The 24,715-nt window shown below is 71.8% G+C and carries 39 protein-coding genes, 2 tRNA genes and 1 pseudogene; 10 read left to right on the forward strand and 32 right to left on the reverse strand.

The annotated features are described in order from the left end of the window. Positions 1-5: 5 nt before the first annotated feature. From C1729_RS05765 to C1729_RS14545, 16 genes are all read right to left on the reverse strand, one after another. Positions 6-371 (reverse strand): hypothetical protein, encoded by a 366-nt coding sequence (locus C1729_RS05765; RefSeq protein ID WP_102509091.1) that lies wholly within the window; start codon positions 369-371, stop codon positions 6-8. Beyond that, positions 368-679: a hypothetical protein gene (locus tag C1729_RS05770; protein ID WP_102509092.1), complete on the reverse strand. Its 312-nt coding sequence runs from the start codon at positions 677-679 to the stop codon at positions 368-370. Before C1729_RS05770 ends, C1729_RS05765 begins: the two co-directional genes overlap by 4 nt. Then, positions 676-2,214, reverse strand: a complete 1,539-nt coding sequence (locus C1729_RS05775; RefSeq protein WP_102509093.1) for an HK97 family phage prohead protease — start codon at positions 2,212-2,214, stop codon at positions 676-678. The genes C1729_RS05770 and C1729_RS05775 overlap by 4 nt, the downstream gene beginning before the upstream one ends. After that, the gene (locus C1729_RS05780; RefSeq protein ID WP_102509094.1) at positions 2,207-3,328 is read right to left on the reverse strand and encodes a phage portal protein; all 1,122 of its coding nucleotides are present in this window, start codon (positions 3,326-3,328) and stop codon (positions 2,207-2,209) included. Before C1729_RS05780 ends, C1729_RS05775 begins: the two co-directional genes overlap by 8 nt. Positions 3,329-3,358: 30 nt before the next feature. After that, entirely contained in the window at positions 3,359-3,550 is a 192-nt protein-coding gene (locus C1729_RS05785) for a hypothetical protein (RefSeq protein WP_102509095.1), read from the reverse strand. 14 nt (positions 3,551-3,564) lie between these two features. Further along, a complete protein-coding gene (locus C1729_RS05790; protein ID WP_102509096.1) occupies positions 3,565-4,998 on the reverse strand; it encodes a hypothetical protein in 1,434 nt (477 codons plus the stop codon). Beyond that, on the reverse strand, positions 4,988-5,305 hold the full coding sequence (locus tag C1729_RS05795; RefSeq protein WP_102509097.1) for a hypothetical protein: 318 nt from the start codon (positions 5,303-5,305) through the stop codon (positions 4,988-4,990). Before C1729_RS05795 ends, C1729_RS05790 begins: the two co-directional genes overlap by 11 nt. Before the next feature lie 92 nt (positions 5,306-5,397). After that, positions 5,398-5,697 carry an HNH endonuclease gene (locus C1729_RS05800; RefSeq protein ID WP_102509098.1) on the reverse strand — a complete coding sequence of 100 codons (300 nt, stop codon included), beginning with the start codon at positions 5,695-5,697 and terminating at the stop codon, positions 5,398-5,400. Further along, the gene (locus tag C1729_RS05805; protein WP_102509099.1) at positions 5,694-5,942 is read right to left on the reverse strand and encodes a hypothetical protein; all 249 of its coding nucleotides are present in this window, start codon (positions 5,940-5,942) and stop codon (positions 5,694-5,696) included. Before C1729_RS05805 ends, C1729_RS05800 begins: the two co-directional genes overlap by 4 nt. After that, positions 5,939-6,532 carry a hypothetical protein gene (locus tag C1729_RS05810; protein WP_129590676.1) on the reverse strand — a complete coding sequence of 198 codons (594 nt, stop codon included), beginning with the start codon at positions 6,530-6,532 and terminating at the stop codon, positions 5,939-5,941. The genes C1729_RS05805 and C1729_RS05810 overlap by 4 nt, the downstream gene beginning before the upstream one ends. A 5-nt stretch (positions 6,533-6,537) precedes the next feature. Continuing rightward, positions 6,538-6,822: a hypothetical protein gene (locus tag C1729_RS05815; protein ID WP_102509101.1), complete on the reverse strand. Its 285-nt coding sequence runs from the start codon at positions 6,820-6,822 to the stop codon at positions 6,538-6,540. Positions 6,823-6,896: 74 nt separating this feature from the next. Beyond that, on the reverse strand, positions 6,897-7,115 hold the full coding sequence (locus tag C1729_RS05820) for a hypothetical protein (RefSeq protein WP_102509102.1): 219 nt from the start codon (positions 7,113-7,115) through the stop codon (positions 6,897-6,899). 100 nt (positions 7,116-7,215) lie between these two features. Beyond that, positions 7,216-7,815 carry a hypothetical protein gene (locus C1729_RS05825; RefSeq protein WP_102509103.1) on the reverse strand — a complete coding sequence of 200 codons (600 nt, stop codon included), beginning with the start codon at positions 7,813-7,815 and terminating at the stop codon, positions 7,216-7,218. Then, positions 7,815-7,991 carry a hypothetical protein gene (locus tag C1729_RS14535; RefSeq protein ID WP_165375425.1) on the reverse strand — a complete coding sequence of 59 codons (177 nt, stop codon included), beginning with the start codon at positions 7,989-7,991 and terminating at the stop codon, positions 7,815-7,817. Before C1729_RS14535 ends, C1729_RS05825 begins: the two co-directional genes overlap by 1 nt. Beyond that, positions 7,988-8,137 (reverse strand): hypothetical protein, encoded by a 150-nt coding sequence (locus C1729_RS14540; RefSeq protein ID WP_165375426.1) that lies wholly within the window; start codon positions 8,135-8,137, stop codon positions 7,988-7,990. Before C1729_RS14540 ends, C1729_RS14535 begins: the two co-directional genes overlap by 4 nt. Continuing rightward, on the reverse strand, positions 8,134-8,274 hold the full coding sequence (locus tag C1729_RS14545; protein WP_165375427.1) for a hypothetical protein: 141 nt from the start codon (positions 8,272-8,274) through the stop codon (positions 8,134-8,136). The genes C1729_RS14540 and C1729_RS14545 overlap by 4 nt, the downstream gene beginning before the upstream one ends. Positions 8,275-8,411: 137 nt before the next feature. Here C1729_RS14545 and C1729_RS14930 point away from each other — a divergent pair, with 137 nt between their 5' ends. After that, positions 8,412-8,783: a hypothetical protein gene (locus C1729_RS14930; protein WP_242493731.1), complete on the forward strand. Its 372-nt coding sequence runs from the start codon at positions 8,412-8,414 to the stop codon at positions 8,781-8,783. 12 nt (positions 8,784-8,795) lie between these two features. Here C1729_RS14930 and C1729_RS15325 read toward each other — a convergent pair. Next, a pseudogene (locus C1729_RS15325) lies at positions 8,796-8,954 on the reverse strand (helix-turn-helix domain-containing protein); the annotation flags it as partial. A gap of 130 nt (positions 8,955-9,084) precedes the next feature. Between C1729_RS15325 and C1729_RS15330 the strand changes: the two are divergent. After that, the gene (locus C1729_RS15330; RefSeq protein ID WP_422917654.1) at positions 9,085-9,342 is read left to right on the forward strand and encodes a helix-turn-helix transcriptional regulator; all 258 of its coding nucleotides are present in this window, start codon (positions 9,085-9,087) and stop codon (positions 9,340-9,342) included. Here the strand turns inward: C1729_RS15330 and C1729_RS05840 are convergent. The 3 genes from C1729_RS05840 to C1729_RS05850 all read right to left on the reverse strand — a co-directional run bounded on the left by C1729_RS05840 (position 9,305) and on the right by C1729_RS05850 (position 10,375). After that, a tRNA-Lys gene (locus C1729_RS05840) sits at positions 9,305-9,380 on the reverse strand. The genes C1729_RS15330 and C1729_RS05840 overlap by 38 nt on opposite strands. 105 nt (positions 9,381-9,485) lie before the next feature. Beyond that, the gene (locus C1729_RS05845; RefSeq protein WP_129590677.1) at positions 9,486-9,809 is read right to left on the reverse strand and encodes a hypothetical protein; all 324 of its coding nucleotides are present in this window, start codon (positions 9,807-9,809) and stop codon (positions 9,486-9,488) included. Positions 9,810-10,078: 269 nt separating this feature from the next. Continuing rightward, complete coding sequence (locus C1729_RS05850) at positions 10,079-10,375, reverse strand: GroES family chaperonin (protein ID WP_102510549.1); 297 nt, start codon at positions 10,373-10,375, stop codon at positions 10,079-10,081. 123 nt (positions 10,376-10,498) lie between these two features. On the opposite strand from C1729_RS05850, the gene bcp reads away from it, so the two are divergent. Both bcp and C1729_RS05860 read left to right on the forward strand, forming a co-directional pair. After that, positions 10,499-10,969, forward strand: coding sequence for a thioredoxin-dependent thiol peroxidase (bcp, locus tag C1729_RS05855; protein WP_102509106.1), 471 nt, complete (start codon positions 10,499-10,501; stop codon positions 10,967-10,969). A 31-nt stretch (positions 10,970-11,000) separates the two neighbouring features. Further along, positions 11,001-11,082, forward strand: a tRNA-Leu gene (locus C1729_RS05860). 64 nt (positions 11,083-11,146) lie between these two features. Here the strand turns inward: C1729_RS05860 and trxA are convergent. Then, positions 11,147-11,521: a thioredoxin gene (gene trxA / locus C1729_RS05865; protein WP_102509107.1), complete on the reverse strand. Its 375-nt coding sequence runs from the start codon at positions 11,519-11,521 to the stop codon at positions 11,147-11,149. Between the two features lie 120 nt (positions 11,522-11,641). Between trxA and C1729_RS05870 the strand changes: the two genes are divergently transcribed. Next, entirely contained in the window at positions 11,642-12,196 is a 555-nt protein-coding gene (locus tag C1729_RS05870) for an NUDIX hydrolase family protein (protein ID WP_102509108.1), read from the forward strand. A gap of 3 nt (positions 12,197-12,199) precedes the next feature. Here the strand turns inward: C1729_RS05870 and C1729_RS05875 are convergent, their stop codons facing one another. Beyond that, on the reverse strand, positions 12,200-13,861 hold the full coding sequence (locus C1729_RS05875) for an ABC-F family ATP-binding cassette domain-containing protein (RefSeq protein WP_102509109.1): 1,662 nt from the start codon (positions 13,859-13,861) through the stop codon (positions 12,200-12,202). Between the two features lie 67 nt (positions 13,862-13,928). On the opposite strand from C1729_RS05875, the gene C1729_RS05880 reads away from it, so the two are divergent. Beyond that, complete coding sequence (locus C1729_RS05880) at positions 13,929-14,327, forward strand: DUF3054 domain-containing protein (protein ID WP_102509110.1); 399 nt, start codon at positions 13,929-13,931, stop codon at positions 14,325-14,327. A gap of 202 nt (positions 14,328-14,529) precedes the next feature. Here the strand turns inward: C1729_RS05880 and rdgB are convergent, their stop codons facing one another. The 8 genes from rdgB to C1729_RS05915 all read right to left on the reverse strand — a co-directional run bounded on the left by rdgB (position 14,530) and on the right by C1729_RS05915 (position 20,547). Next, positions 14,530-15,159, reverse strand: a complete 630-nt coding sequence (gene rdgB, locus C1729_RS05885) for an RdgB/HAM1 family non-canonical purine NTP pyrophosphatase (RefSeq protein WP_102509111.1) — start codon at positions 15,157-15,159, stop codon at positions 14,530-14,532. Between the two features lie 43 nt (positions 15,160-15,202). Then, positions 15,203-16,000 carry an MBL fold metallo-hydrolase gene (locus tag C1729_RS05890; protein ID WP_102509112.1) on the reverse strand — a complete coding sequence of 266 codons (798 nt, stop codon included), beginning with the start codon at positions 15,998-16,000 and terminating at the stop codon, positions 15,203-15,205. Next, positions 15,997-16,836, reverse strand: coding sequence for a glutamate racemase (murI, locus tag C1729_RS05895; protein ID WP_102509113.1), 840 nt, complete (start codon positions 16,834-16,836; stop codon positions 15,997-15,999). The genes C1729_RS05890 and murI overlap by 4 nt, the downstream gene beginning before the upstream one ends. A gap of 161 nt (positions 16,837-16,997) precedes the next feature. Next, the gene (locus tag C1729_RS14550) at positions 16,998-17,150 is read right to left on the reverse strand and encodes a hypothetical protein (protein WP_165375428.1); all 153 of its coding nucleotides are present in this window, start codon (positions 17,148-17,150) and stop codon (positions 16,998-17,000) included. A gap of 113 nt (positions 17,151-17,263) precedes the next feature. Then, the gene (locus tag C1729_RS05900) at positions 17,264-17,956 is read right to left on the reverse strand and encodes a DUF2017 family protein (RefSeq protein ID WP_165375429.1); all 693 of its coding nucleotides are present in this window, start codon (positions 17,954-17,956) and stop codon (positions 17,264-17,266) included. Then, entirely contained in the window at positions 17,953-18,282 is a 330-nt protein-coding gene (gene clpS / locus C1729_RS14935; protein ID WP_242493732.1) for an ATP-dependent Clp protease adapter ClpS, read from the reverse strand. The genes C1729_RS05900 and clpS overlap by 4 nt, the downstream gene beginning before the upstream one ends. A 40-nt stretch (positions 18,283-18,322) precedes the next feature. Beyond that, on the reverse strand, positions 18,323-20,077 hold the full coding sequence (locus tag C1729_RS05910; RefSeq protein ID WP_102510552.1) for a DEAD/DEAH box helicase: 1,755 nt from the start codon (positions 20,075-20,077) through the stop codon (positions 18,323-18,325). 125 nt (positions 20,078-20,202) lie between these two features. Continuing rightward, positions 20,203-20,547: a DUF3039 domain-containing protein gene (locus tag C1729_RS05915; RefSeq protein ID WP_165375430.1), complete on the reverse strand. Its 345-nt coding sequence runs from the start codon at positions 20,545-20,547 to the stop codon at positions 20,203-20,205. Positions 20,548-20,622: 75 nt separating this feature from the next. On the opposite strand from C1729_RS05915, the gene C1729_RS05920 reads away from it, so the two are divergent. Next, positions 20,623-21,018: an RNA-binding S4 domain-containing protein gene (locus C1729_RS05920; RefSeq protein ID WP_102509115.1), complete on the forward strand. Its 396-nt coding sequence runs from the start codon at positions 20,623-20,625 to the stop codon at positions 21,016-21,018. Between the two features lie 343 nt (positions 21,019-21,361). Here the strand turns inward: C1729_RS05920 and C1729_RS05925 are convergent, their stop codons facing one another. Together C1729_RS05925 and C1729_RS05930 are read right to left on the reverse strand one after the other, a co-directional pair. Further along, positions 21,362-22,006 carry a CYTH domain-containing protein gene (locus C1729_RS05925; protein WP_102509116.1) on the reverse strand — a complete coding sequence of 215 codons (645 nt, stop codon included), beginning with the start codon at positions 22,004-22,006 and terminating at the stop codon, positions 21,362-21,364. Positions 22,007-22,186: 180 nt separating this feature from the next. Continuing rightward, positions 22,187-22,693: a MarR family winged helix-turn-helix transcriptional regulator gene (locus tag C1729_RS05930; protein WP_102509117.1), complete on the reverse strand. Its 507-nt coding sequence runs from the start codon at positions 22,691-22,693 to the stop codon at positions 22,187-22,189. Positions 22,694-22,805: 112 nt separating this feature from the next. Between C1729_RS05930 and C1729_RS05935 the strand changes: the two genes are divergently transcribed. The 3 genes from C1729_RS05935 (at position 22,806) to C1729_RS05945 (ending at position 24,705) form a co-directional block, all read left to right on the forward strand. Further along, positions 22,806-23,378, forward strand: coding sequence for an NADPH-dependent F420 reductase (locus C1729_RS05935; RefSeq protein ID WP_102509118.1), 573 nt, complete (start codon positions 22,806-22,808; stop codon positions 23,376-23,378). Between the two features lie 206 nt (positions 23,379-23,584). Further along, the gene (locus tag C1729_RS05940; protein WP_102509119.1) at positions 23,585-24,100 is read left to right on the forward strand and encodes an RNA polymerase sigma factor; all 516 of its coding nucleotides are present in this window, start codon (positions 23,585-23,587) and stop codon (positions 24,098-24,100) included. Continuing rightward, a complete protein-coding gene (locus C1729_RS05945) occupies positions 24,097-24,705 on the forward strand; it encodes a methylated-DNA--[protein]-cysteine S-methyltransferase (RefSeq protein ID WP_102509120.1) in 609 nt (202 codons plus the stop codon). The genes C1729_RS05940 and C1729_RS05945 overlap by 4 nt, the downstream gene beginning before the upstream one ends. Positions 24,706-24,715 lie beyond the last annotated feature (10 nt).

Here is a 24,715-nt window from a genome sequence, read left to right on the forward strand (position 1 = left end):
TCTCCTTAGAGGGTGATGGTGCGGTGGACGAAGACGTCGGCGGCGAGGAACGAGGTGCCGCCGAGGTCGAGGCCGTAGAACGTCGAGACGGAGTCGACGAGGTACTTGGCGTTGATGAGCTCGACGAGCACGTCCTCGAGCAGGTCGTCGATCGTGCGCGTGACGACGTCACTCGCACCGGCCGGCACGAGGACTGTGACGGTGTGGTGCGCGAGGAACGACGCTGCGCGGTCGCTCGGCTCGAGGTAGGGGCTGCCGGGCAGGATGACGACGGCGGGCGGCGAGAGTCGTGCGGGCAGGTGGTCGTACACCTGCGCGTCGAGCGACCGGAGCGTCGTGACGAGCTCGACGCGCGCCTGGTGGATGCTCATGCGAATCCCCCGCCGACGTAGGGGCGCAGAAGCGGGTACGCGCCGACCATCGGGTCGCGGGCGACGCGGATGGGTGCGACGTCGAGGCCCGCGCCCGCCGCGATGCCGTTGGGGGCCTGCCGGCGGTGGTAGAGCTCGCTGCCGACCTCCAGGACTGCGCGGTCGAGGACTGCCTCGGGCACGGCGGCGGCGCCGACGAACGTCTTGACGAGCTCGGCAGCCTCGATGACGACCTTCGTGGTGTAGGCGACGTCGGCAGGGCTCGAGGCGTTGACGTAGGCCTGGAGGTCGGCAGCGGTGGTGGTCACGGCGTGTCGACGACCTTGACCAGGCCCTCGGGCTTCTGGAGGACGGCCGCGAGGTAGCCGTAGATCGAGAAGTCCTTGGTGAGGTTGACGATGTTCTCGTCCTGGAGCCGGACGGGCGCGCCGGGCGACTCGAGCGTCTTGATCGCGGTGCGGTCGTAGGCGACGACCGTGCCCGCGTCCGCGCCGGGCAGGAGCCGGAACGTCAGGCCGGCGACGTCGCCGGCACCGGTGTTGACGGTGATCGTGCCGACCTTGTCGGCGGGCGCGCCGGTGACCTGGAGGACGCGGTCGGTCGCGGGCACGGCGTACAGGGCGAGGAACGTGGCCTTGTCGACGAACACGCCGTCGAGCGCGCGGCCGGCGTCGTCGAAGTGCTCGACGAGGTCGAGGACCGCGGTGACGATGCCGTCCTGCGTCGTGAGGTCGGCAGTGACCTCGTCGAGCGCGTCCGAGCCGGTGACGGCGAGCGCGTCGGTGAGGACCTTGCGAACGTAGACCTCGCTCGCGCGGGCGTAGCGCTCGACCATCGCCTCGAACGTCGTGTCGAGGATGCCGACCGTCGAGCGCTCGATCGTCTGGCGGGAGAGCGAGCTCCAGCCGCCGAGCGTGACGATGGGCGCGGTCTTGGTCGTGATCGAGACCTTGCCGAAGAGCAGGTCGTCGCCCTCGTCGGCCTGGACGCCGACCTGCGTGGAGTCGGACTCGAGCACGGCATACTCGACGCCCATGCCGGTCGCCGGCAGCGCGCCGGTGGCGAACGTCGACATGACGGGGCGGCGCTTCTTGATGATCTCGACGAGGTCGCCGATCCAGGCGTCCTTGAGGACGGCGTCGCCGGAGACGGCACCGGTGTAGGCGCGAACCGCGGCCTCGTCGCCGGCGGCGACTCGCTTGACCATGTCGCCGATCGAGCGGAACGTCGGCGTGGCCTCGGCGGCGGGGCGCAGGCCCTCGGAGCGGATGAGCTCGACCTGGCGGGCGAGGTCCTCGACGGACTCGCGCAGGGCCACGTCGGGCGTGGGGGTGGACTCGGGCATGGGGGTGTTCTCCTTGCTGGTGGCGGAGCGGACGGACGAGACCTTGGCGGTGTCGTAGGCGGGGAACGGGACGACGGAGACCTCGCGGACGCGGATCTTCGTGCGGGTGATGGTGAGGACGTCGTCGGCGTCGCGCGACTCGACGTGCTCGAGCGGCTGGAAGCCGATGGAGAAGCGGTCCAGAGCGCCGTCGCGCAGGAGCGTGTAGACGTCGTTGCCGCGCGAGGTCTCAGAGATCTTCGCGGTGATCTCCCAGCCCTCGTCGGTGTCACGGTGAGACACGACGCGACCGATAATCGCGGCGTGGTCGGCGAAGAGCTTGGCGTCGTCGGACTCGACGACGGCGCCTCGTGCGACCTGCTCGAGGTAGGTCCCATCGGTCCACCAGTCGCGGATCTTGACGGGCGTGTCCCACGGCACGGCGATGCCGGTGACGGTGCGCTCGTCGAGGTCGGCCGACCGGACCTCGAACGCGCGGGTGAGAAGCTGCTCAGGCAACGGGGGCCTCCTGGGTGGCGGGCTGGTGGTCGACGACCGGGAGGCCCTCGATCTGCTGTGCGTAGGCGAGCGAGTACAGGCCCATCGAGATCGCGAGCTGGTGGGCCTCGTAGCGGGTCTTGGTGTCGGTGCGCAGGAGCGCGTCCACGTTGAAGCGAGCCTCCTGGCCACGCGGGAGGACGGCGCTCATGGCCATCTCGATCTCGCGCATGTACGCCATGAGCGTGTAGCGGACGAACGCGATGTCTTCCTGCTCCTGGTTGCTGTACGTCGTGCTCGTGCCCTCGATCGCGGCGAGCATGTACTTCGCGGGGATCCCGAAGAGGCGGGCGACCTCGGTGATCGTCCAGGTGCGGGACTCGAGGAACTGCGCGTCGCGCGGGGCCAGGAGCAGGTGGTCGTACTTGAGGCCGGCGCCGAGCACGGCGGGCTCGGTTGGCTTCCAGGACGCGGCGAGCTGCTTCTTCCACTCGGCGGCCTGCGCCGGGGTGAGCTGCTGCTCGGTGGAGAGGATGCCGGACGGGATCGTCGAGTCGTTGAAGAAGTTCGCGGCGTAGTCGCGCAGGTCGAGCCCGCCGCGCAGGTCGGCAGCGGCGGCCTGGACCGGGCCGAGGCCGACGAGGCGGCCGGGGACGCGCATGAGCTGGAGGTGCTGGACGTCGGAGGTCGTGTAGTCGACTCCGTCGCGTCCGTAGACGATCTGCCCGGTGCGCGGGTCGCGGCTGACGGAGACTTCGTAGGTCGGCCAGACCTCGAGCGCGATGACGTAGCCGTCTGCGCCGCGGTGCTTGCGCCAGAAGGCGTTGCCCGTCATGGCGAGCGACGTCGTCGTCGCTTCGAGGAACGCGGCGCGCGGCGCGCCGAGGACGTCCGGGTTGCGCACGAGCGCCGGGGTCTCGATCTGCGTGCCGCCGCGCTCGACGTCGAGGGAGAGCTGTGAGACGGCCGTCGCGATGATCTGGACCGCGCGGTAGACGGCGGGCAGGGTGAGGGCCTCGTCGGTCGTCACGAGCCTCGCGGTCGCCGAGCGCGCGGGCGGGGTGACGCCTGCGGGCATCGACTCGGCGCGCTCGTGGAGGGCGCCGGCGGTGCGGAAGCGGTCGAAGAACCTCATGCGCTGATCTGACCGCGACCTATCCACGTTTCAGGAATGCCCGGCGCGCCGTCGATGTTCGGCGAGGGCCTTGGCGGCCTGGAGGTCGCCGGGGTGCGCGCGGCGCTCGTGGTGGCGGGCGTCGGAGAGTGCGCCGCCGCGGCTCGTCGAGGGCAGGCCTCGCCAGCCGCAGTCGCACAGTGGCAGGTACGTCATGCCGCCGGCGTCGATCTTGACTCGCATGTGGTGGCTCGCTCTCAGTAGATCGGGATGCTCGTCGGGATCCGGGTGGCGTGCCACGCGGCGACCATCGCGGCGATGACGGCGTCGACCGGGCGCGCGGAGTGATGCCGTGAGGGGCCAAGCTGCTCGCCGACGCGACGCTCGACGGTCGCGACCAGGCCGTCGCGCAGCGCGGGCGTGCCGTCGTGGACGAGGTCCGGCACGGCGGTCTTGAACTCGGTCCAGGCGGTGCCGTAGTCGCGGCCGGCCAGGGTCTCGATGCGGTGCCCGGCGCGGCGCAGCTGGTCGGTGACCATGCGGGCGGGACCGCCGTCGTCGGCGGCGACGACCGCGGGGCGGTGCTTGCTGATGAACGCGGCGAGGTAGGGCGCGAGCCAACCGACGTCGGGGGCGGTGCGCACGACGTGGAGGTGGAGCGTGCCGGCGTCGTCGAGCCATGCCGACCAGACCGAGGCGCTCGAGCGGTCGAGCGCGACGTCGTAAGCGACGGCGAGGCGCGACGGGTCGGGCTGCTCGAGCTCGGCGCGCGCCCGCGTGTCCCACTCGGCGACGTCGACGACGGCGCCGGCGCTCGTCGTCGTCGTCGGGACGTTCATGAACCCGCGCAGGAAGTCGGCCGGCGCGTTGGCGCGGTGCTCGGCGGCCAGGTCCTCGATCGTGATGAGGCCGTCGAGGCCGGGGTGGAACTCCCACGATGCGGGGTCGTCGGGGTCGAGGGTCGGGTCCATCGACCAGTCGAAGAACGCGATGGGCGACGTCGGGTCGTCGAGGGACTCGCGTCCGATGCGCATGAGCTCGGTCCACCACTCACTCGTCGCGTCGCCGGCTGCCGAGGCGATGTAGAGCTGCCGGTCGCGCTTGGTGATCTGCGCGGGTCGGATCGCCTTCATGAGGTCGGCGCCCTGGACGCCGTCGAAGGCCCAGCCCTCGTCGACGAACGCGAGCTCGGGTGAGTACCCGTGGAGCGACTCCTTGTCCGGGGTGAACGGTGCGATGAACGAGCCGTTGGGCATGGTCGCGCGCTGGTCGCCCTTGCCGCGCTTGATCGAGAGCATCGAGCGGAACACGGCCGAGGTCGAGAGGTCCGCGACGAGGTCTTCCCAGCGCGCCGAGGCGTCCTTGCCGGACTGCGCGGTCGTGAACACCTGGACGCCGGGCCGGCTGAGGGTCCGCTCGAGGCAGATGGGTCGCATGAGCGTCGTCTTGCCGGTCTGCCGGGGCAGGGACACGATGACGAGCTGGTAGCGGAACCGGAGCCGGGAGCCGGGCGGGTTGAGCTCGGTCGCGACGTCGGCGATGTACTGCTGGTGAGGCTTGAGCGGACGTCCGAGCGCGGCGGCGAGCACGCCGATCTTGCCGCCGCGCGTGCGCAGCTCGGGGTTGCGCGCCGTCGCGGCGGTCGGGGGCCGGCGCAGGTCCTCCAGGCGCAGGAGACGACTACTCGGCATCGGCCAGGGCCTCGGTGATCCGCTCGAACTCGCGGGACACGGCCTCGGCGATGGTGGGCAGGCCGTCTGCGGTGTCCAGGACGCGAGCGTAGAGCTGCATTCCGGCGACGGTGACCTTGCCGAACCTGAACTCGGAGTCGAGGGCGCGTGCGCCCTGGAGGATGAGCTCGACCTTGAGGGTGTGGGTGGCGTCGAGGGCGCCGTGCTCGCGCAGCGCGGCGATGGTCACGCAGGCAGCGCGCTCGATCGCGCCACCCCCAGCGTGTTCGATCTCGGGCAGGTCGAGAGTGCCTTGCTCCAGGTCCATGGTGGCCTCGTTTCCGTTGCAATCTCGCCGTTCTCGGCGTTTTTTTGGAGGGTTGGGGAGGGATCGAAGGTGGGGGCGGGTCTTCCAGGGCCTCAGCCGAAGAAAGCGGATCCGTCGACGACCGGCCGGGGCGGCGTCGGCGGGCGGGCGGTGCTCGTCGGCCTGGCGCCTCGCGAGAGGTTGCAGCGGCGGTGGGCCGGGCGCAGGTTGTCGATCGCGTCGGTGCCGCCGCGCGAGCGGGGCACGAGGTGGTCGAGCGAGAGGGCGAGCGGGTGCAGGTGTCCGACCTCGGCGGGGTCGGCTGTCTCGGTGCCGCAGAGGTGGCAGGCCGTGCCGTAGACCTCGACGACGCGGCGGCGCAGCGACGCGATGCGTCGTCCTCCCCAGCTCATCGCGCACCTCGGAGCGGCACGACGTTGGTCGGGGTCTCGGGCTCGTCGTGAAGCGTGCGTGCCCAAGCAGCGGCACGCTCGGCACGACGGCGCTCGTCCTCGGCTGCTTGTGCGGCGAGCCACGCGGCACGCGACTCGGCAGCGCGGCACATCGGGCAGCGCGACTGCCCCTCGGCTCGACCCTTGGTGATGCGTCGGGCGTCTCCCCCGTGCTCGCACGTGGGCACCTCATAGGTGTACCTCATCGTCTGCTCCTGCCTGCTCGGAGTGCTGCTCGGGCCAAAGCCGCGCCTCGCGCGGCGACCTCGGGGTCTGGTGTGTCATCTGTTGGTGGAGGAGCGGAGCGACCGGAGGGCTCCTCCCCCGTGAGGGGGCGAGGGCTTGCATCCAGTTCCGCATGGGCTGACCTGCGACGACGCCTGCCCGGCATGACGTAGGCCAGGCCCTCGACGCGCGCTCGGGTGCGGCGGGCGCGCTCGGCGCGGATCGCGTCGAGGATCGGGCGTGCGCCGCCGATCATCGCGACGACGAGCGTCTTGACGATGCGGACGTGCGAGGGCGCGGGCGCGCCTGCGATGACTCCCCCGCGGGTCCAGACGATGAGGCCGGCGTCCTCGAGCACGCGCATGCAGCGGCGTGTCCAGCGCTCGGAGAGTCCTGCGACGTCGGCGACCTGCGCGGCGGTGACGAGGCCCTGCGCGCTGCGGTGCGGCAGGAGGTCGACGAGGGCGCGCAGCGTCGAGCGCAGGCCCTGGTGCTCGCGTCCGGTGAGGTCGCCCCAGCCTGCGCGGGCGAGCGACCCGACGAGGGAGTCGACCGGGCGGCCGGCCGTCACGGCGCTCACTCGACCCACCCAGCGCGACGAGCGACGTCGAGCGGCGTCGGCGCGTGTGCGGGCGCGGGTGCTGGGAGCAGGACGCGTGCGAGCTGACGCAGGAGCGAGCGCGAGCGGTTCGCGTAGAGCCACGCCTGCGAGAGGTCGTCGGCCGCGTCGACGAGGTCCTCGCGGAGAGCCTCGTCGTCGGTCTCGTGGCGGGCACGGTGGATGCGCTCGGTCGCGTCGTCGCACAACGCCACGGCGAGGTCGGCGACGGCGAGCGCGTCGAGGATCGCGGGGCGGCTCACAGGTCATCCCCCGGCCAGTAGTCGTCGAGGCGGGCACGCTCGAACGCCTCGAACGTCATGCGCGGATACTCGCGTCAGTGCTCGCGCAGCTCGTCGGACGCCCAGCGGAACGCGCGTGCTTCGGGACCGATGAACAGCGACCATGCGCTGATGCCTTCGCGCTGCGCGGCGGAGTTGAGAAGGACTCCTGCGCAGGCGTCCTCGGCGCGCGCGTAGGCGTGCTCGCGGTAGAGCTCGAACTCAGCGCGCAGCTGACGCCAGTGCGCGATCGCCTGCGTGAACACGGCGCTCATCGCTTGCTCGGGCCGACGTAGTACGGCGTCTCGGTCGGCTCGACGCCGAACCGCTCGCGGTAGGCGGCGCGGTAGCGGGCGTAGCGCTCTCGGTCGGGTCTCATGCCATGGCCTTCGTCCGGGACCAGCCAGCGGGGCGCGCTGAGGGGTCGTCGATGGTGTCGTCGTCCCATGCGAGGGGCGGGACGTGACGGAACTTGCGTGCGCGGGCTCGGTTCGTCTCGGACGGGCCGGGCGTCATCGAGAGCTCGTTGTAGACCCGCTTGATGCGCTCGTGGTTCTCGAGCGAACACAGGTGGCCTGCTTGCGAGAGCAGCGTGACCGTACGGCGCTCGGGCAGGCCGGCAGCGGCGGCGATGAGGTCGTGGGTCCATCCGATAGCGAGCAGCGCGCGGATGCGTCGCCGGGTGCCGATGATGGGCACGAACCCTGCGGGGTTGCTGCGCTCGAACATGGCGTCGGGGTGTACCGCGAGGATCGCGCGAGCGCGGGCGCGGTTGATGCGGGTGGTCTCGCCCTTGTGGATGCTGTGAAGGGCGCTGGCGGTTACACCAGAGACCTCGGCGATCGCGCGCCAGGTCATGCGAGCGGCGCGCAGGCGCGCGAGGTGCTCGCGCACCGGGGCGACGTCCATGGTGCGCTCGATGCCCTGCTCGCGCTCGTACCGCCAGCGCTTGAGGTAGGTGTAGTGCGCGGGCATCAGCAGGTCACCTCGAGCGTGCGCGGCATGATGCGGCGGGCGACGTCCATGGCCTCGTGCCAGGACGTGAAGCGGCCCACGATGCGGCTGCCCTCGGTGACGAACCAGGGTCGGGCGTCGGTGTGGACGATCACGCCTGCGGGGGCGCGCCAGACGGCAATGCGCGGGCCGGTCATGCGGCACCTCCGATCGTCGAGGTGAAGCACGGGGTCCCGAGGCTCGTGACGGCCCATAGGTAGGCGACGGTCGCGAGCGCGACGACGGCGACGAGCGCCAGGCCGACGAGCACGCGGCGGACGAGGTAGACGCGACGAGGGATCATGCGAAGGCCACCGTCCCGTCCGTGTTGACGAGGAACTTGAGGCGCATGGACTCGTAGACGTCGAGCACCTCGAGCTCGAAGCGGTGGCGGTCGCCGTCGACGATCCGCTCGATGAACCAGTCGTCGACGTCGCTCATCGGGTCACCTCGTCAGTGGTGCTGGCGGGCGCAGGCTCAGGGATGCCAGCGCGCCCGCCAGCGGGTGCACCGGCGCGGGCCAGGGATCCCGCGTCGGTGGTCTGGACGTCGCGGCGGGCGCCCGCGACGATGTCCGCATGGGTCTCTTCTCGCGTTCCCCCAAGTCCGACGAAGCCACTGCGCCGTTCCTCGACGCCTCGAGCGACGAGAGCGTCGTCATTCCGGCCGCTCAGACCGCCTGGGCTTATAAGAAGGTCTCCAAGGCCGTCGGCGTCGCACTGCCGAGCGCCGGCGGCAGCACGACGAGCCTCGAGGTCGTCCTCCGGGTCAAGGCCGGCGTCGTGTGGGCCAGCCACGGCGGCTACCCGCTCGGGTCGAGCGACGACCGCGAGCTGCGCGGCATCGTCGAGCGCGCCGGTGGTCTCGTCCGCGTCCGCGGCTACATCTGGCGTTCCGCTCGCGACCACGGGCTCGGTCTGCGCGTCTTCGTGCCCGGCCTCGACGACTGACGCCGCGAGGGCGTCGACGTCGGCCGGGTCGAAGAGCATGTCGCCCCGGTAGCCGGGGAACCGATGCGCAACGCGGAGCGCACCGGCCGCGACGCGACGCTGAACCGTCCGCGGCGAGACCCCGAGACGGTGCGCGACGTCCTTCGTCGTCATGAGATCGGAAATCGTCATGTGACGAAGATACGGCGAATGACAGCCGTGTCAAGGATCGAATCTTGCCCTCTTGAACGACAGGGGTGCGATGTCGTATCTTCGTCACATGACGATTGACGCCGCGCACGGGACGATCCCGCAGTTCACGATGGGCGACAGGCTCCGCAAGGCACGCGAGCTGACGGACCTCGACCGCGAGCAGTTCGCTGCCGAACTCGGCGTGTCGCGCCAGACGGTCGGCAACGCAGAGCTCGACCGGGTGAAGCCGCGAAAGATCATGCTTCGCGCATGGGCACTACGAACGGGCGTTCCGCTCGTGTGGCTGGAGACGGGTGAGGCCCCCCGTCCGTCGGACGAGGGGCCTCGCGTGGTGCGCCATCAGGGACTCGAACCCCGAACCCGCTGATTAAGAGTCAGCTGCTCTGCCAATTGAGCTAATGGCGCATGTTCCTGCGGTTTCTCGCGGCAACGAGATGAAACACTAGCACCCGATCCGCCCGTGGGCGAAATCGAGAAGGACCTGCGGGGACGTGACGCCGGACACGCTTCTCAGCGGCCCTGCTCCTCGCGAGCGATGCGCTCGCTGTCGGGCCCGAAAGGGCTGAGGAGGTCGGCGATGAGCGCGACGGGGACGCGCTCCGCGAGGAGGTCCTCGAGCCGCGGCAGTCCCTCGAGGACCACGCGTGCGCGTGCGTCGAGCTCATCGTCGGTCGGCTCGCCTCCCGCGTCGTACGACGGTCCCGGCGGAGGCTCGGCGCCAGGCGCGTCGTCGTCTCGGGGCACGTCGTCCCTGGGGCCGTCGTCTCCGGGCACGTCGTCGACGACGGGGACGTCGACGAGGAACGACGCACGGCTCGGCGTCTCCGTCGTCACCGGCCGACTGTGGAGCATGCGCACGCGTGGCGTTCGCCGTCCCTGTGCGGATGCTCGTCCGGTCGCCATCGTCGCCTCCTCCGGCTCGTCGTCGGGCCGTTCTCACACATGCCCTCCGACAGTCGAACATCGTCCGACGAACCTCACAACAGGAGGCGAGGTGAGGTTGCGGGTGAGTGACGTGCACGCCCCGAGGTAGCCACAGGTGGGAATCGCAAAGCCCGCAGGTCAGTGCGTCGGGACGTGCGCCCCGACGAGGACGAGGCCCGTCAGAGGTACATGCCCGTCGGCCCCGAGTCCTCCGCGGACTGGGACACCGCGTGGACGTCACGCTCCCGCAGGAGCACGAAGAACTCCCCACCGAGCTCGACCTCAGGCTTGTCCTCAGGGTCGTAGAGCACACGGTCGTCGACCGAAACCTGACGCACGTGCTCGCCCGCCGCGACGACCGTGCCCCACGACAGCCGCTTTGGACCGACCGCCGTCACGGGGATGACGAGCCCGGCAGCAGTACGTGACTCGGCACCGTCCTTCTCGGGACGCACGAGGACCCGGTCGTGCAGCATGCGGATGGGCAGGGGCGCGGACGTGGTGGTGCTCACGCCCACACGGTACCCGTCATCACTGCCCCCACGGCACGTGCCGACTAGGCTCACGGGGACGCCCCGACCACCTCACCTGGGAGAACCGTGCCCGTCCTCACCCCCGGCCAGACCGCACCCGACTTCACGCTGCCCGCAGCCGACGGCACGACCGTCACGCTCTCGGACCTACGCGGGCACAAGGTCATCGTCTACTTCTACGCGGAGGCCGGGACCCTCGGCTGCACGCGCCAGGCCTGCGACTTCCGTGACTCCATGGCGTCGTTCGAGGCGGCCGGCTACCGCGTGCTCGGCATCTCCCCGGACAGCGTCGAGAAGCTTGCGCGGTTCACCGAGAAGGAACAGCTCGGATTCACGCTCCTCGCCGACCCCGAGCACACCGTCATGGAGCCGTGGGGCGCCTGGGGCCTCAAGAAGCTCTACGGCCGCGAGGTCACCGGCACGATCCGCGGCACGGTGGTGCTCGACGAGACGGGCGTCGTCACCCACGCACTCACGAACATCAAGGCGACCGGGCACGTCGGCCGCCTCCGCAAGACCCTCGGGCTCGACGCCTGAGCCTGGTGCGCCCGTAAGATGGGCGCGCCACGCGCGAGTGGCGGAACTGGCAGACGCGCAGGATTTAGGTTCCTGTGCCCTCGGGCGTGCGGGTTCGACCCCCGTCTCGCGCACGGACAACGAGAGCCCCGGACCTCACGGTCCGGGGCTCTCGTGCTGCGTCGTGGGGCGAGGGGCTCAGGCCTCCTTCGCGCCGTCCTGCTCGGCGATCTGCTTGCGCACGTCGTCCATGTCGAGCGCCTTGACGGCGTCGACGACCTGCTGGAGCTGGCTGCCCTGGAGCGCGCCGGGCTGGTTGAAGACGAGGACTCCCTCGCGGAACGCCATGAGCGTCGGGATCGACGTGATGCCCGCGGCCGCGGCGAGGCCCTGCTCGGCCTCCGTGTCGATCTTCGCGTGGACGATGTCCGGGTTCGCGTCCGAGGACTTCTCGAACGTCGGGCCGAACATGCGGCACGGTCCGCACCACTCGGCCCAGAAGTCGAGCAGCACGATGTCGTTGCTCTTGATGGTCTCCTCGAAGGTGGCCTCGGTCAGTGCCACGGTCGCCATGGTGTTCCTCTCGTCAGGGTGCGGGTTCTCAGTCGTTCTGTAGGCATCCAACGGAGAGCGGTCGTCCCGTATTCCCGGCGTGTCTCGCACGGGTCGCGTCAAGCAGGGTAGAACAGGACGGTGACCGAGACCTTCGAGTTCCCGCCCGACGACCCTCGACCTTCCGGATGGCTCGACGCCGACGCGATCGCGCGCGTCCGCGCGGCCGTGCCCGTCCTTTACGTCGACGCCGTGCCCGTGCGGGTCGACGACTCCGGCGACGTCGTCGCCGTCGGGCTGCTGCTGCGCGTGACGCCGGAGGGCGTCATGACGCGCGCGCTCGTCTCGGGACGTGTCATGTACCACGAGCGGGTGCGGGACGCGCTCGTCCGGCACATCGAGAAGGACCTCGGTCCGGTCGCACTGCCGATTATCCCGGCCGCACCGCAGCCGTTCACGGTCGCGGAGTACTTCCCGACGCCGGGCGTCACGCCGTACTACGACGCGCGTCAGCACGCGGTGTCGCTCGCGTACGTCGTGCCGGTGACGGGCGACTGCTCGCCCCAGCACGACGCGATCGACCTCGCGTGGATCACGCCCGAGGAGGCCGTGAGCGAGGCGGTGCAGGTCGAGATGCACGGTGGCTCGGGCTTCCTCCTGCGTCAGGCCATGGCGCACGTGGGCCGCGCCGTCTGACCGCTACAGCGCGAGCGTCGGCCAGTCCGCGAGGTCCTCGCGCATCCGGCGGTCGTGCGTCGCGACGACGACGGCCGCTGGCGTCGTCCGTAGCGCCTGCGTGAGCTCGTCGACGAGATCGATCGAGAGATGGTTCGTCGGCTCGTCGAGGAGAAGCACGTGCGGCGCTGCGACGAGCGCGCACGCCAGGTCGAAGCGCCGCCGCTGACCGAGCGAGAGCTCGCGCAGCGGCCGGTCGAGGTCCGCTTCGCTCAGCAGGCCGAGGAACGCGACGGGCACGACGAGCTCAGGGTCGAGCGCGCCCGCCGCCAGCAGCCGCAGCGCGACACGTCCGGCGACGTCGAAACCCGTCGCGCCGTGCGCGGCGTCGTCAAGGATGTCGTCGAGATCGACGCCCGTCTGCACGCCGAGACCTTCCTGCCCGACGACGCCGATGCGGACGCCCTCGTGGACGTCCCGCGCCCCGCGGTCGAGCGGCAGCGTCCCCGCGAGCGCGCGCAGAAGCGTCGACTTGCCCGTGCCGTTCGCACCCGTGACGAGGAGCCTGCCCGACGCGGGCAGGGCGACCCGCGTGCCGGGGAGGTCGAGCCGCCCCGCGACGCGCGGCGATCGCAGCGACACGAGCTCGGCGCCCGCGGCCGCGTGCCACGTCGGGTCGAGCGCAGGAAGCGCTGGGAAGGCCAGCTCGACGGGCGGGACCGGCACCTCGACCGCCTCGGCCTCGAGCTTCTCCACGAGCCTGTCGGCCGCCTTGACGTGGATCCGGGCGCGCGTCCCCCGGCGGTGCTTCTGCGAACCCTTGGGAGGCCGCCACTCGTCCGAAAGGCCCTCGTACGACCTGTCGAGACGGTGGAGCAGCTCGAGCCGCTTCTTCTGCTCGACCCGGTGCCGCTGCCGCCAGCGGTGCAGCGCCTGGTTCTTCGCGAAGCGGAACGACAGGTACCCGGGCTGGCCGTAGAACACGGGCCGCCCCTCCATCGACGGGTCGAGGTCAAGGATCCCGGTCGCGACGTCGTCGAGCAGACGGCGGTCGTGCGTGACGAGGACGACGACGCCCTGCCACGCGAGCACCTCGCGCGTGAGGTGCTCGAGCGCTGCGTCGTCGAGGTGGTTCGTCGGCTCGTCGAGCAGGAGGACGTCCGCGCGGGAGGCGAGGCGGCAGCCGAGCCGTACCCGGTGCCGCTCCCCCACCGACATGTGCGCCAGCTCGCGCCCGAGGTCGGTGCACGCTCCGAGCCTGTCGAGCTGCTCGAGGACGCGGCGCTCGGCGTCCCACGCGGCGAGCCGCTCGGAACGCTCGAGCAGCGCCGCGAGCTCGGCGAGCGAACCCGACGCGTGGTCGAAGGACTCGGTCGCGGCCGCGATCTCGGCGGCGAGCGCCGTGACCTCGGCGAGAGCGTCGGCAACCTCGTCGCCGACCGTGCGTCCCGGGACGACGGGCATGTCCTGCCCGACGAGGTCGACGACCCCGTGGCGTCGCACCTGCCCGGCCGACGGCACCAGTTCGCCGGCGAGCAGGCGGAGCAGCGTCGACTTGCCCGAGCCGTTCTCCCCGACGATCGCAACCCGCGACCCCGCCGCGGCGCGCAGCGTCACGCGGTCGAGCACGGGGCGGCCGGGGTAACCGAACGCGACCGCCTCGGCGACGACGTGGACCGTGGGCATGCCTCGCGTGCTCCTTCGATGCCGGTAGGGGGCGGGTCCCCAGCCTACGTGCCGCTCCCGTGGAACCATGACCGAGCCCGCTGCTGCCCCTCGCCCGTCGTCCGCCGTGACGGCGCTCGTCGCGTTCGACGTCGACCTCCTCGCGGTGCTCGTCTTCGCGCTCGTCGGGCGCCGCACGCACGAGCACGGGCTCGACGTCGCCGGGGTCCTCGGCACCGCGTGGCCCTTCGCCGTGGGGCTCCTCGCCGGGTGGCTCGTCGCGCGCGCCTGGCGGCGCCCGCTCGCGCCCTGGTCGACCGGGCTTGTCGTCTGGGCGTTCGCGTGGGGTCTCGGCATGGCGCTGCGCGCCGGCACGGGCGGCGGGACGGCTCCCGCGTTCGTGCTCGTCGCGCTCGGGTTCCTCGGCCTCACCCTCGTCGGCTGGCGCGCCGCCGCGACGCTCGTCGGTCGCCGCCGCGCCGCCTGACGGGACCCGCCGCGGCGCGGCCCACCCGGCTGAAGAATCCGCGCGCATGGCTGCTCGGAGCAACCAATCGCGCGGAATTTCGCGCCGGAGGGGCGGCTGGGGCTGGGGACCGGAGGGGTGGGGCCNCCCGACGGGCCGTGCGCGCGTGAGGTGGTCGGCAGCGTCAGATGTGTATAGGAGACGGGTGGGGGCCCGGGGCCGGTCAGTCTGCGAGGGCCGCCGCGACGTGCGGGACGAGGGCCCGGAACGCCTCGCCCCGGTGCGAGATCGCGTTCTTCTCCGCGGGGGTGAGCTCCGCTGTCGAGCGGTCCGAGCCTGTCGGCAGGAGAATCGGGTCGTACCCGAAGCCGCCCGTGCCCCGACGCACCGTGAGGAGCGTGCCCCGCAGGTAGCCGTGCTCGACGTGCTCACGGCCGTCCGGGGTGACGATCGCCGCCGCGCACACGAACTGCGCGCCGCGATGCTCGGGCGCGATGTCGCTCAGCTGCGCGAGGAGCAGGTCGAGGTTCGCCGCGTCGTCACCGTGCCGGCCGGCCCAGCGTGCCGAGAAGATGCCCGGCGCCCCGCCGAGCACGTCGACCGCGAGACCGGAGTCGTCCGCGACCGCGACGAGCCCCGTCGCACGCGCGAGCGCACGCGCCTTGAGCAGCGCGTTCGCCGCGAACGTCAGGCCGTCCTCGACCGGCTCGGGCGCGCCGAGGCCCGCAGCCGAGACGACGTCGTCAGCGCTCAGCCCGGGCACGCCAGAACCGTCCGCCGGGACGAGGATCGCGCGCAGCTCACCGAGCTTATGCGCGTTGTGGGTCGCGAGGACGAGGCGGGCCGAGGTCATACGGTCTCCCAGTGAGGGTCGGGGCAGGGCTGGCGTCGTCCGGTCAGACGACGTGCACCGCGCGCGGACGCGCGAGGTCGATCGGGCCCGCGTACGTCGTTGTCGCCTCCGCGACCGCGCGCACCGGATCCGTCCACGGCTGCAGGTGCGTGAGCACGACGCGCCGCGCGCCCGCGCGCGTCGCCACCCGTCCCGCACGCACACCCGTGAGATGGATGCCGCGAGGCTCGTCACGCCCCTCGAGGAACGCCGCCTCGACGAGCAGCAGGTCTGCGTCCCGCGCCGCCTCGACGATGCCGTCGCACTCGTCGGTGTCGCCCGAGTACACGACCGACACCTCCCGCGACGGGTCCTCGTCCGACGGGCCTGTGACGCGCAGCGCGTACGCCTCGACCGGGTGCTCGACGCGGAACGCCTCGACGCGCATCGGACCGACCTGCCACGGGTCGCCGTCCCAGCCGGAGAACGACATGCAGTCGAAGTCCTCCTCGGGTGCCATGCCGAACGTCGCCGCGACCTTCGCGCCCGCGCCCTCCGGCCCGCGCACCTCGAGCGGACGTTCGCACTGCCGTGCTGTCGTGCCGTCCGTCGGGTGGTAACGCAGGTACACGTACAGCCCGCAGAGGTCCGCGAAGTGATCGGGGTGCATGTGCGTGACCCCGACCGCGTCGATCGTCGTCGGGTCGACGAGCGCCTGCAGCGGGCCGAACGCGCCCGAGCCGCAGTCGAGCAGGACGCGCCACGTGCGGCCGTCCGCGTCGTCGGCCTCGAGAAGATAGCTCGACGCCGCCGCCTCAGGGCCCGCCATCGAGCCCGTGCAGCCCACGATCGTCAGTCTCATCCCGCGACCTCCGCGGGCTCGGACCCCACGGCCGTCACCTCGTCGACGTGCCCGACCTCGGGGCCGAGGAAGCGCCGTGCGAGACGGTGAAAGACCTCCGGGTCACCCGTCGTCCGGAACCTGTGCGTGGGGTCGTCCGCGTCCGCGGAGCGCTCGAGCCCGTGCGCGACGAGCGTCCGGTAGACGTCCTTCGCCGTCTCCTCCGCGCTCGAGACGAGCGTGACGCCCTCCCCCATGACGTAGCTGATCGCGCCCGTGAGCAGCGGGTAGTGCGTGCAGCCCAGCACGAGCGTGTCGACCCCGGCGGCCTTGAGCGGCTCGAGGTAGCCGCGCGCGACCTCGATGACCTCGGGGCCCGAGGTGCGGCCGTCCTCGACGAGCGAGACGAAGTCGGGGCACGCGCGCGACGTCACCTCGACGCCCTCCGCCACGCCCAGCGCGTCGTCGTACGCGCGCGAGTCGACCGTCGCGCGCGTCCCGATGACGCCGATGCGACCCGACCGGGTCGCAGCGAGCGCCCGACGCGCCGCCGGGTAGATGACCTCGACGACCGGCAGGCCGAGCCGCACCGTATACCGCTCGCGCGCGTCACGCAGGACGGCGGCCGACGCGCTGTTGCACGCGATGACGAGCATCTTCACGCCGTCGTCGACGAGCCTGTCCATGACGTCGAGCGCGAGCGCACGGACCTGGGCGATCGGCCGCGGCCCGTACGGGCTGTGCGCGGTGTCGCCGATGTAGCTCAGCGACTCGTTCGGCAGCTGGTCGATGATCGACCGGGCGACCGTGAGGCCGCCGACTCCCGAGTCGAAGATCCCGATGGGCGCGTCATTCACGCGACCCAGGCTAGCCGGGGTCACCGACAGCGGCCGCAGGGCACGTCACGGTGAGCGCAATGTCACATGCGTCCGACCCCGGACGCTCGAAGAGCGCGGCACCCGACGGGTGCCGCGCTCTTCGAGACGATGCACGGTCTCACGACGGTGCATCACACCGTCTAGACCCTCTTACCTCGGCCCACCAGGCTGAGGACGAGGCTGACGATGAGGACGACGACGCCGATCCAGATGAGGAACTGTCCGATCTCTGTCGCGACACCCAGGATGACGAGCACAACACCGACGAGCAGGATGATGAGCCAGCTAGGCATGGAACTCTCCTCTCAGTTGGGCCCCCATGTGTGGGGCCGTCCTGAGAACCAGCGTGCACGATGATCGCGTGGCTCGCACGCCGAGGAGCAGCCGAAACACCCAGCCATGCGCGTCAGGCCCCGGGCGCGCCGCCCCGCAGACGGGCAAGCATGAGGTCGAGGAGAGACTCCTGGAGGTACCCCGCGAGCAGGAAGACGGAGCCCAGCAGCTCGATGCGCGGATCAAGGTCTGCACGTCCCTGCCACGCCTGCTCGATCGCCGATGAGAGGCGGTCGGAGTCGTCGTCCGTGACGATGCCGAGCCGCTCCGCGAGGACGAGCCGGACGTCCGTGAGCGCACCCGCGAACGACTGGGCGTCCGCCGGCTCAAGAGCGACGTCACGTGAGCCGAGCTCGTCGTCGACGTCCACGCCGTCGGTCGCGCCGTCGTCCTCGAGGTCGAGGAGCGGCTCGTCGTCGCCCACGAGCGCCGCGCACAGCGCAGTGAGCCGGCTGACCTTCGACAGCGCGAGATCCGTCTGCGTGAGCCGACGGAACTCCTCGCCGACGCCCTGGTCGGTCGGTGCAGCGTTGGGCAGGAGCCTGCGCACCGCTGGGTCCGTCGGAGCTTCGACGACGGTGTCGTCGAGGCCGAGAAGAGCCGACGGCAGCCCGTCGTCGGCCCCCGCGGCCGCGATCTCCTCGAGCCCGTCCACCTCCTGCTCGAGCAGCTCGACGACCTGCTCCGCGACCTGCGCGATCGCGAAGCGCTCGTCACGCGTGAGCCGCGCGACGAACCGCCCGTCGACTTCCTCGAAGGGCCTCACGCGTCCCCTGCCTTCTGCATCGTGGCCCAGAGCCCGAACTCGTGCATCGCCTGCACGTCACGTTCCATGTGCTCCCGGCCTCCGGTCGAGACGACCGTGCGCCCCTCGTGGTGGACGCGCAGCATGAGCTGCTCCGCCTTGTGGCGCGGATAGCCGAAGTACGACTCGAAGACGTACGCGACGTACGTCATGAGGTTGACCGGGTCGTTCCACACGATCGTCACCCAGACGTCGTCCGGACGCGCGAGTAGGTCCGTCGCGCCGGCCCCCTCGGCCTCGGCCCCGGGGTCCGTCGAGACGTGCACGGGAGGCAGGTCGAGGATCACGGCTCCAGCCTACGTCGGGGCACCGACATCAGGGCTGCTCCTACGTGCGGCCGACGAACCAGCCTCGCACCATCGCGACACGCTTCTCGAGCTGCTCGACCGTCGCCTGCGGCACGTCGGGCCCGCCGCATCGCCGTCGCAGCTCCGTGTGGATCGTGCCGTGCGGCTTCCCCGAGCGGCGCGCCCAGCCCGCGACGAGCTGGCTCAGCTCCTTACGCAGTTCCGCGGCGCGCCGGTGGTCGAACTCCTCCGTGTCGATCTCCTGGCGTCCACGCGCCACCTGGCCCGCCTGTCGCTGCCGCAGGAGCGTCGTCACCTGCTCGGCGTCGAGCAGGCCCGGCAGGCCGAGGAAGTCGAGCTCCTCGTCCGAGCCGACGTCCGCACCGAGACCGAACTCGCCACCGTCAAAGAGCACCTTGTCGAACGACGCCTGCGCCTCGAGCGCCTCGAACGACCCGAAGAGGTCGTCGGACGCCTTCTCCTCGCGGTTCGCCTCCGCGAGCAGGTCGGCCTCCGGGTCGTGCCCCTCAGCCTCGTTGCGCGGCCGGTCGAGCGCGTGGTCGCGCTCCGTCTCCATCGCGTGCGCGAGCTCGAGCAGCTGCGGCACGGACGGCAGGAACACCGACGCGGTCTCACCGCGGCGCCGTGCGCGCACGAAGCGACCGATCGCCTGCGCGAAGAACAGCGGGGTCGACGCGCTCGTCGCGTAGACGCCCACGGCGAGGCGCGGGACGTCGACGCCCTCGGAGACCATGCGAACGGCGACGAGCCACCGTGAGTCGCTCGTCGCGAACTCCTCGATGCGCTTGCCCGCGCCGTCGTCGTCGGACAGAACCACCGTCGGTGAGTGCCCCGTGATCCGGGCGATGTGACCGGCGTACGCACGCGCGTCCGTCTGGTCGGTCGCGATGACCATCGCGCCCGCGTCGGGAACCGAGCGACGCACCTCCGTGAGTCGCGTGTCCGCGGCCGCGATGACCGACTGGATCCACTCGCCGTTCGGGTCGAGGGCCGTCCGCCACGCCTGGGAGACCATGTCCTTCGTCATGGACTCACCGAGGCGCGCCGCAACCTCGTCGCCCGCCTTCGTGCGCCAGCGCACCTGGCCCGAGTACGACATGAAGATCACGGGCCGCACGACGTGGTCGCGCAGCGCCTCGCCGTAGCCGTACGTGTAGTCCGCCGACGAGCGTCGGATGCCGTCGCGGTCCCGCTCGTAGCGCACGAACGGGATCGGGGACGTGTCCGAGCGGAAGGGCGTGCCCGTGAGCAGCAGCCGACGCGTCGCGTCCTCGAACGACTCCCGCAGCGCGTCGCCCCAGCTGAGCGCGTCACCGCCGTGGTGGACCTCGTCGAGGATGACGAGCGTGCGCGTCGACTCGGTCCGCGCCCGGTGGAGCGCCGGGTTCGCGGCGACCTGCGCGTACGTGAGCGCGACACCGTCGTACTGGGAGCCCGCACGGCCCTGGGCGTTGCGGAAGTTCGGGTCGATCTTCACGCCGACGCGCGCGGCCGCGTCCGCCCACTGGTGCTTGAGGTGCTCGGTCGGCGCGACGATCGTGAGGCGTCGCACCGTCCCGGCCTCGAGGAGCTCGGTCGCGAGCCGCAGCGCGAACGTCGTCTTGCCGGCACCCGGCGTCGCGACCGCGAGGAAGTCGCGCGGCTGCGTCGCCCGGTACCTCTCGAGGGCCTCCGCCTGCCACGCACGGAGCTTCGTCGCCGTGCCCCACGGGGCACGCTGTGGGAACGCCGGAGCGAGCTGCTCCGCCGCGACCGTGGACACGCTCGCCGGCATGGACTGCACAGCCTGACGAGGTGCGGCGCCACCCACCTGCGTGCGGGCACGAGCCCGCGCCGCGGCGCGCTCGACACGTTCGGTGAGCGCGGAGGAGAAGGAGTCAGGCTGCTCTGCGGCCGGCGTCACCGGCCGCCGTCGCCCTGGCCGCCACTGCCCTGGCCGCCGGAGTCGCCGTCCTGCGGGGCGCGCAGGCCGTCGTAGATCTCCTTGCACACGGGGCAGACGGGGAACTTCTGCGGGTCCCGTCCCGGGACCCAGACCTTGCCGCACAGCGCGATGACGGGACGACCCGTCATGGCCGACTGCATGATCTTCTCCTTACGCACGTAGTGCGCGAAGCGCTCGTGGTCGCCGGGCTCGGCCTCCTGGGCCTGCTCCGTGCGCTCGAGGACGCTCGTCGCGGAGCCGCCGGGTCCACGGGGATCCGTGGGATCGTCCGGGTGGGTCGGGAACATCGGCTCGCTCATGAGCCCGAGTCTACGACGCCCCACCGACACTCTCGGGCCCCGGTCCGCGACACACGGGTCGGTAGGGTGGGGCGCGTGAACGACGGGGCGAAGGTGCGGGTCGACGTGTGGACATGGTCCGCACGCCTCTACAAGACGAGGTCCGCCGCCGCCTCCGCCTGCCGCGCCGGGCACGTCCGCGTCGCCGGAGAACGCGCCAAGCCCTCGACACCCGTCCGCGTCGGCGACGAGATCAGGGCCCGCACCGACGCCGGCGAACGCATCGTCGTCGTCCGCGCGCTCCTCCTCAAGCGCGTCGGCGCACCCCTCGCCGCCGAGGCCTACGAGGACCGCACCCCACCCCCGCCTCCGCGGCTCGCCGCCGCGGCACCCGTCGCGCTCCGCGAGCGCGGCCCGGGCCGCCCGACGAAGCGCGAGCGACGCGCGCTCGACGCGCTGCGAGGGCGGGACCTGGCGCAGAACGACGACTAGCGTCCCCCTCCGCCGCAGTTCGACGCTTTCCTTCGCCCGGCGGTCGGCACCAGTCGACTCGTCGACGTCTGTGGTGACCGTTCACCGGAGCCCACCGCTGTCCTCGTTCCGATAGCCGATGCGTGCACGTGAGATGCACCTCTCGACTGTTCACGATCGCGCACCTCACACACGGGACGCTCGATAGCCGACTCGTACTCGTGAGGCGTAGGGATCCGCTATCGACGGCCTAGCGCGGCGCGGGCTCCCCCGGCGGTCGCGGTGGCGGTCTTCTCGCGCCGGGCGACGGCGTCGTCGAGCCGGGCGAGGACGTCCCGTAGGGGCGGCGTCGGGGTGCCTGCGTTCACGCGAGCGGGCTCGCGAGCGTGTTCGTGCCGAAGCCGGACGCGAATCGCGGGCCCTGCTCGGCGAGCTCGGCGGCGAAGACGTGCTGCCATGTGGGGAACGGTGCGTGAGCGAGCGTCTCGTTGGCGAAGCGGCGGTCGCCGGTCACCTCGGTGACGCAGAACGCGGGGATGGTGAGGTCGGTGACGGGGGCGCCGCGCTCGCACTCGGCGATGACGAGGCCGCGGTTGCGGCCTGCGAAGACGTCGACGACCCAGCCGTCGGTGCCGAGCCAGGCGGAGTAGCGGTTCTTGACGATGCGCGCGCCGCCGCGGCGCATCATCTCGACGCCGACGTGGACGTCGATCTCGCGTTCGGCCTCGTAGCGGGTGCCGCCAGCCTCGGGGCCCTTGACGGTGAGGGCGCAGAAGTCGAAGCGGTCGGCGTAGGTGTCGAGGACTCGGGCGGCGTCGAGGTCGGCGTTCGGGTCGAGGACGATGCCGTCGGCCTGGACGCGCAGCCGCATCGCGTAGCCGTCGACCGCGAGGAAGTAGGACTGGACGATGAGCGTCGGTGTGGGGTCGCCGCGGAGGTCGTCGGGGAGGCCGCGCACGTAGAAGCGTCGTTCGAACTCGAAGTCGCCGTATCCGGTCTCGCTCGTCATCGCTGGTCCTGGGGTCGGGGCCGGGGTGCGACGGCGTGGTGCCGTCGGCCCGAACCTAGCACCGGCACGCGTGGATCGGCGGGATCTGGCCCCGGCGACCTGACGGTGTGCCACGGACCCACCGCTCGACGGTGGGTCTCCGTCGATCCGTCGCTGCCGCGAAGGGTCTCGGAACGGGGGTCAACCCTCGTACGGGAGGGAGCGGCGGCCCTCGGGGTCGATGCGTTCAAGGATCGCGTCGGAGATGCGGTGGAGGTGCGCGACGTCGTCGGCGTCGAGTCCCGCGAAGACGGAGTCGCGCACCTGGGCGGCATGGCCGGGGGCTGCGGCGACGACCGTCTGCCAGCCGTCGTCGGTGAGCGTCGCGTTCATGGCGCGGCGGTCCTCGGGGCACTCGGTGCGCGCGACGAGGCCGCGCTTCTCGAGGCGGGTGACGACGTGCGAGAGGCGCGGCAGGGTCGAGTTCGTGCGGGCCGCGAGGCCGGTCATGCGGAGGGTGCGGCCGGGGGCCTCGGAGAGGATCGCGAGCGTGTAGTACTCGAAGTGGCTGAGCTGGGAGTCGCGCTGAAGCTGGGTGTCGAGGACGCCGGGGAGGAGCTGGACGACGCCGATGAAGCGCACCCAGGCGCGCAGCTCGTCGTCGGTGAGCCACACGGGCTGGTCGGAGGCGGGATCGACGGTCGTCATGGGGACCATCGTAGCGCATAGGTTGACGCTTCAACCTTTGCGGCGTAGGTTTTTAGTTGTTACTTCAACCAATCTCCGACGGGCCTCCCGCCGGACGACCCAGGAGGACCCCATGACCAGCTTCAGCATCATCGGCACCGGCAACATGGCGCAGGCGATCGGAGGTGTCCTCGCCCAGGGCGGCGCGTCCGTCCAGACCGTCGCGCACGCTGAGACCCCTATGCTCACGGGCGACGTCGTCGTTCTCGCCGTCCCCTACCCCGCGCTCACCGACATCGTCGCCCGCTTCGGCGCGCAGCTGAGCGACAAGGTCGTCGTCGACCTCACCAATCCCCTCGACTTCGCGACGTTCGACTCGCTCGTCGTGCCCGTGGGTTCGTCGGCCGCGGCCGAGCTCGCCGCACAGCTCCCGGGCACGCGGGTCCTCAAAGCGTTCAACACGAACTTCGCCGCGACCCTCGCCTCCGGCACGACCGGCGGAGCGACGACGACCGTGCTCGTCGCGGGCGACGACGCGGAGGCCAAGGCGACGCTCGTCGCAGCGGTCGAGGCCGGCGGCCTCGCCGCGATCGACGCCGGCGCGCTCTCGCGGGCCCACGAACTCGAGGCCCTCGGATTCCTCCAGCTCACCCTCGCCGCCTCCGAGAAGATCTCCTGGACCGCCGGCTTCAACCTCAGCCGCTGATCCAGGCCGCTGAGGCGCAGGCCCCCCCCCGCCTGCCCACAGCCGGACGGCCCCCCCTCGTCGTCCACAGAAGGGCCCCGCCACGCTCCGCGGCGGGGCCCTTCTGGCGTAGCGTCGGCGACGACCAGCCCCGCACGAGGAGGACACGTGAGCCCCACCCGACGGCGACACCTCACGTTCCGCCCTGCCCGCGCGACTACCCGGTGATGAGCACCACCGACGCGGCGCTGCCGCCCTTCACCGAGATCGTCGAGCGCCACGGCGCGACCGTCTGGCGCGTGTGCCGCGCCGTCGTCGGCGCGGACGCCGCGGACGACGCCTGGTCCGAGACGTTTCTCGCCGCGCTGCGGGCCTACCCGGACCTGCCGCCGACGACGAACCTCGAGGCCTGGCTCGTCACCGCCGCCCACCGCCGCGCGGTCGACGTCGTCCGCCGCGAGCGCCGCACCGTGCCCGCCGGCACCGACCCGAGCGACCTCGCGACGCCCGCCCGCCGCGACGCACCGGACCCAGCTGCCCGCGCGGCCGACACCGAGGTGTGGACGCGCGTCGCCGCGCTCCCCAAGCGCCAACGGCTTGCCCTCGCCTACCACCACCTCGGCGGTCTCACGTACGTCGAGGTCGCCACGATCGTCGGCGGCACGCCCGACGCGGTCCGCCGCGCCGCCGCCGACGGCCTCGCCACGCTCCGCCGCACCTATGGCTCCGAGGAGATCGCATGACCACGACCGACGTTCCCCGCGCCCTCGCCGAGGGCCCCTCACCTGCACGCCTCGGCGCGCTCACGGACGCGCTCGCCGCACGAGCCGAGGCCGACGACCTGCTCGACGTCGCCGTGCGCACGCATCCGAGCCCCATCGGTGAGCTCCTGCTCGCCGCGACGCCCCTCGGCCTCGTCCGCGTCGCGTTCGCGGCCGAGGGCCACGACGCGGTGCTCGACGACCTCGCCCGCCGCGTATCCCCGCGCGTTCTGCGCGCACCGGCCCGACTCGACACGGTCGCACGCGAGCTCGACGAGTACTTTGACGGCCACCGCACGCACTTCGACGTCGCTCTCGACCGCCGGCTGTCCTCCGGCTTCCGGCTCGCGGTCCTCACGCACCTCTCAGGCGTCCCCTACGGCCGCACCGAGTCGTACGCCGAGGTCGCCGCGGCGCTCGACAACCCCAAAGCCGTCCGCGCGGTCGGCTCCGCGTGCGCGTCGAACCCGATACCCGTCGTCGTCCCGTGCCACCGCGTGCTGCGCTCGAACGGCTCGCTCGGCGGCTACCTCGGCGGGCTCGAGGCGAAGACGACGCTCCTGCGTCTCGAGGCGGCGGCCGCGTGACGGCGCCGCA

This window comes from Sanguibacter massiliensis (genome assembly GCF_900240335.1).
GTDB classification, from domain to species: Bacteria; Actinomycetota; Actinomycetes; order Actinomycetales; family Cellulomonadaceae; genus Flavimobilis; species Flavimobilis massiliensis.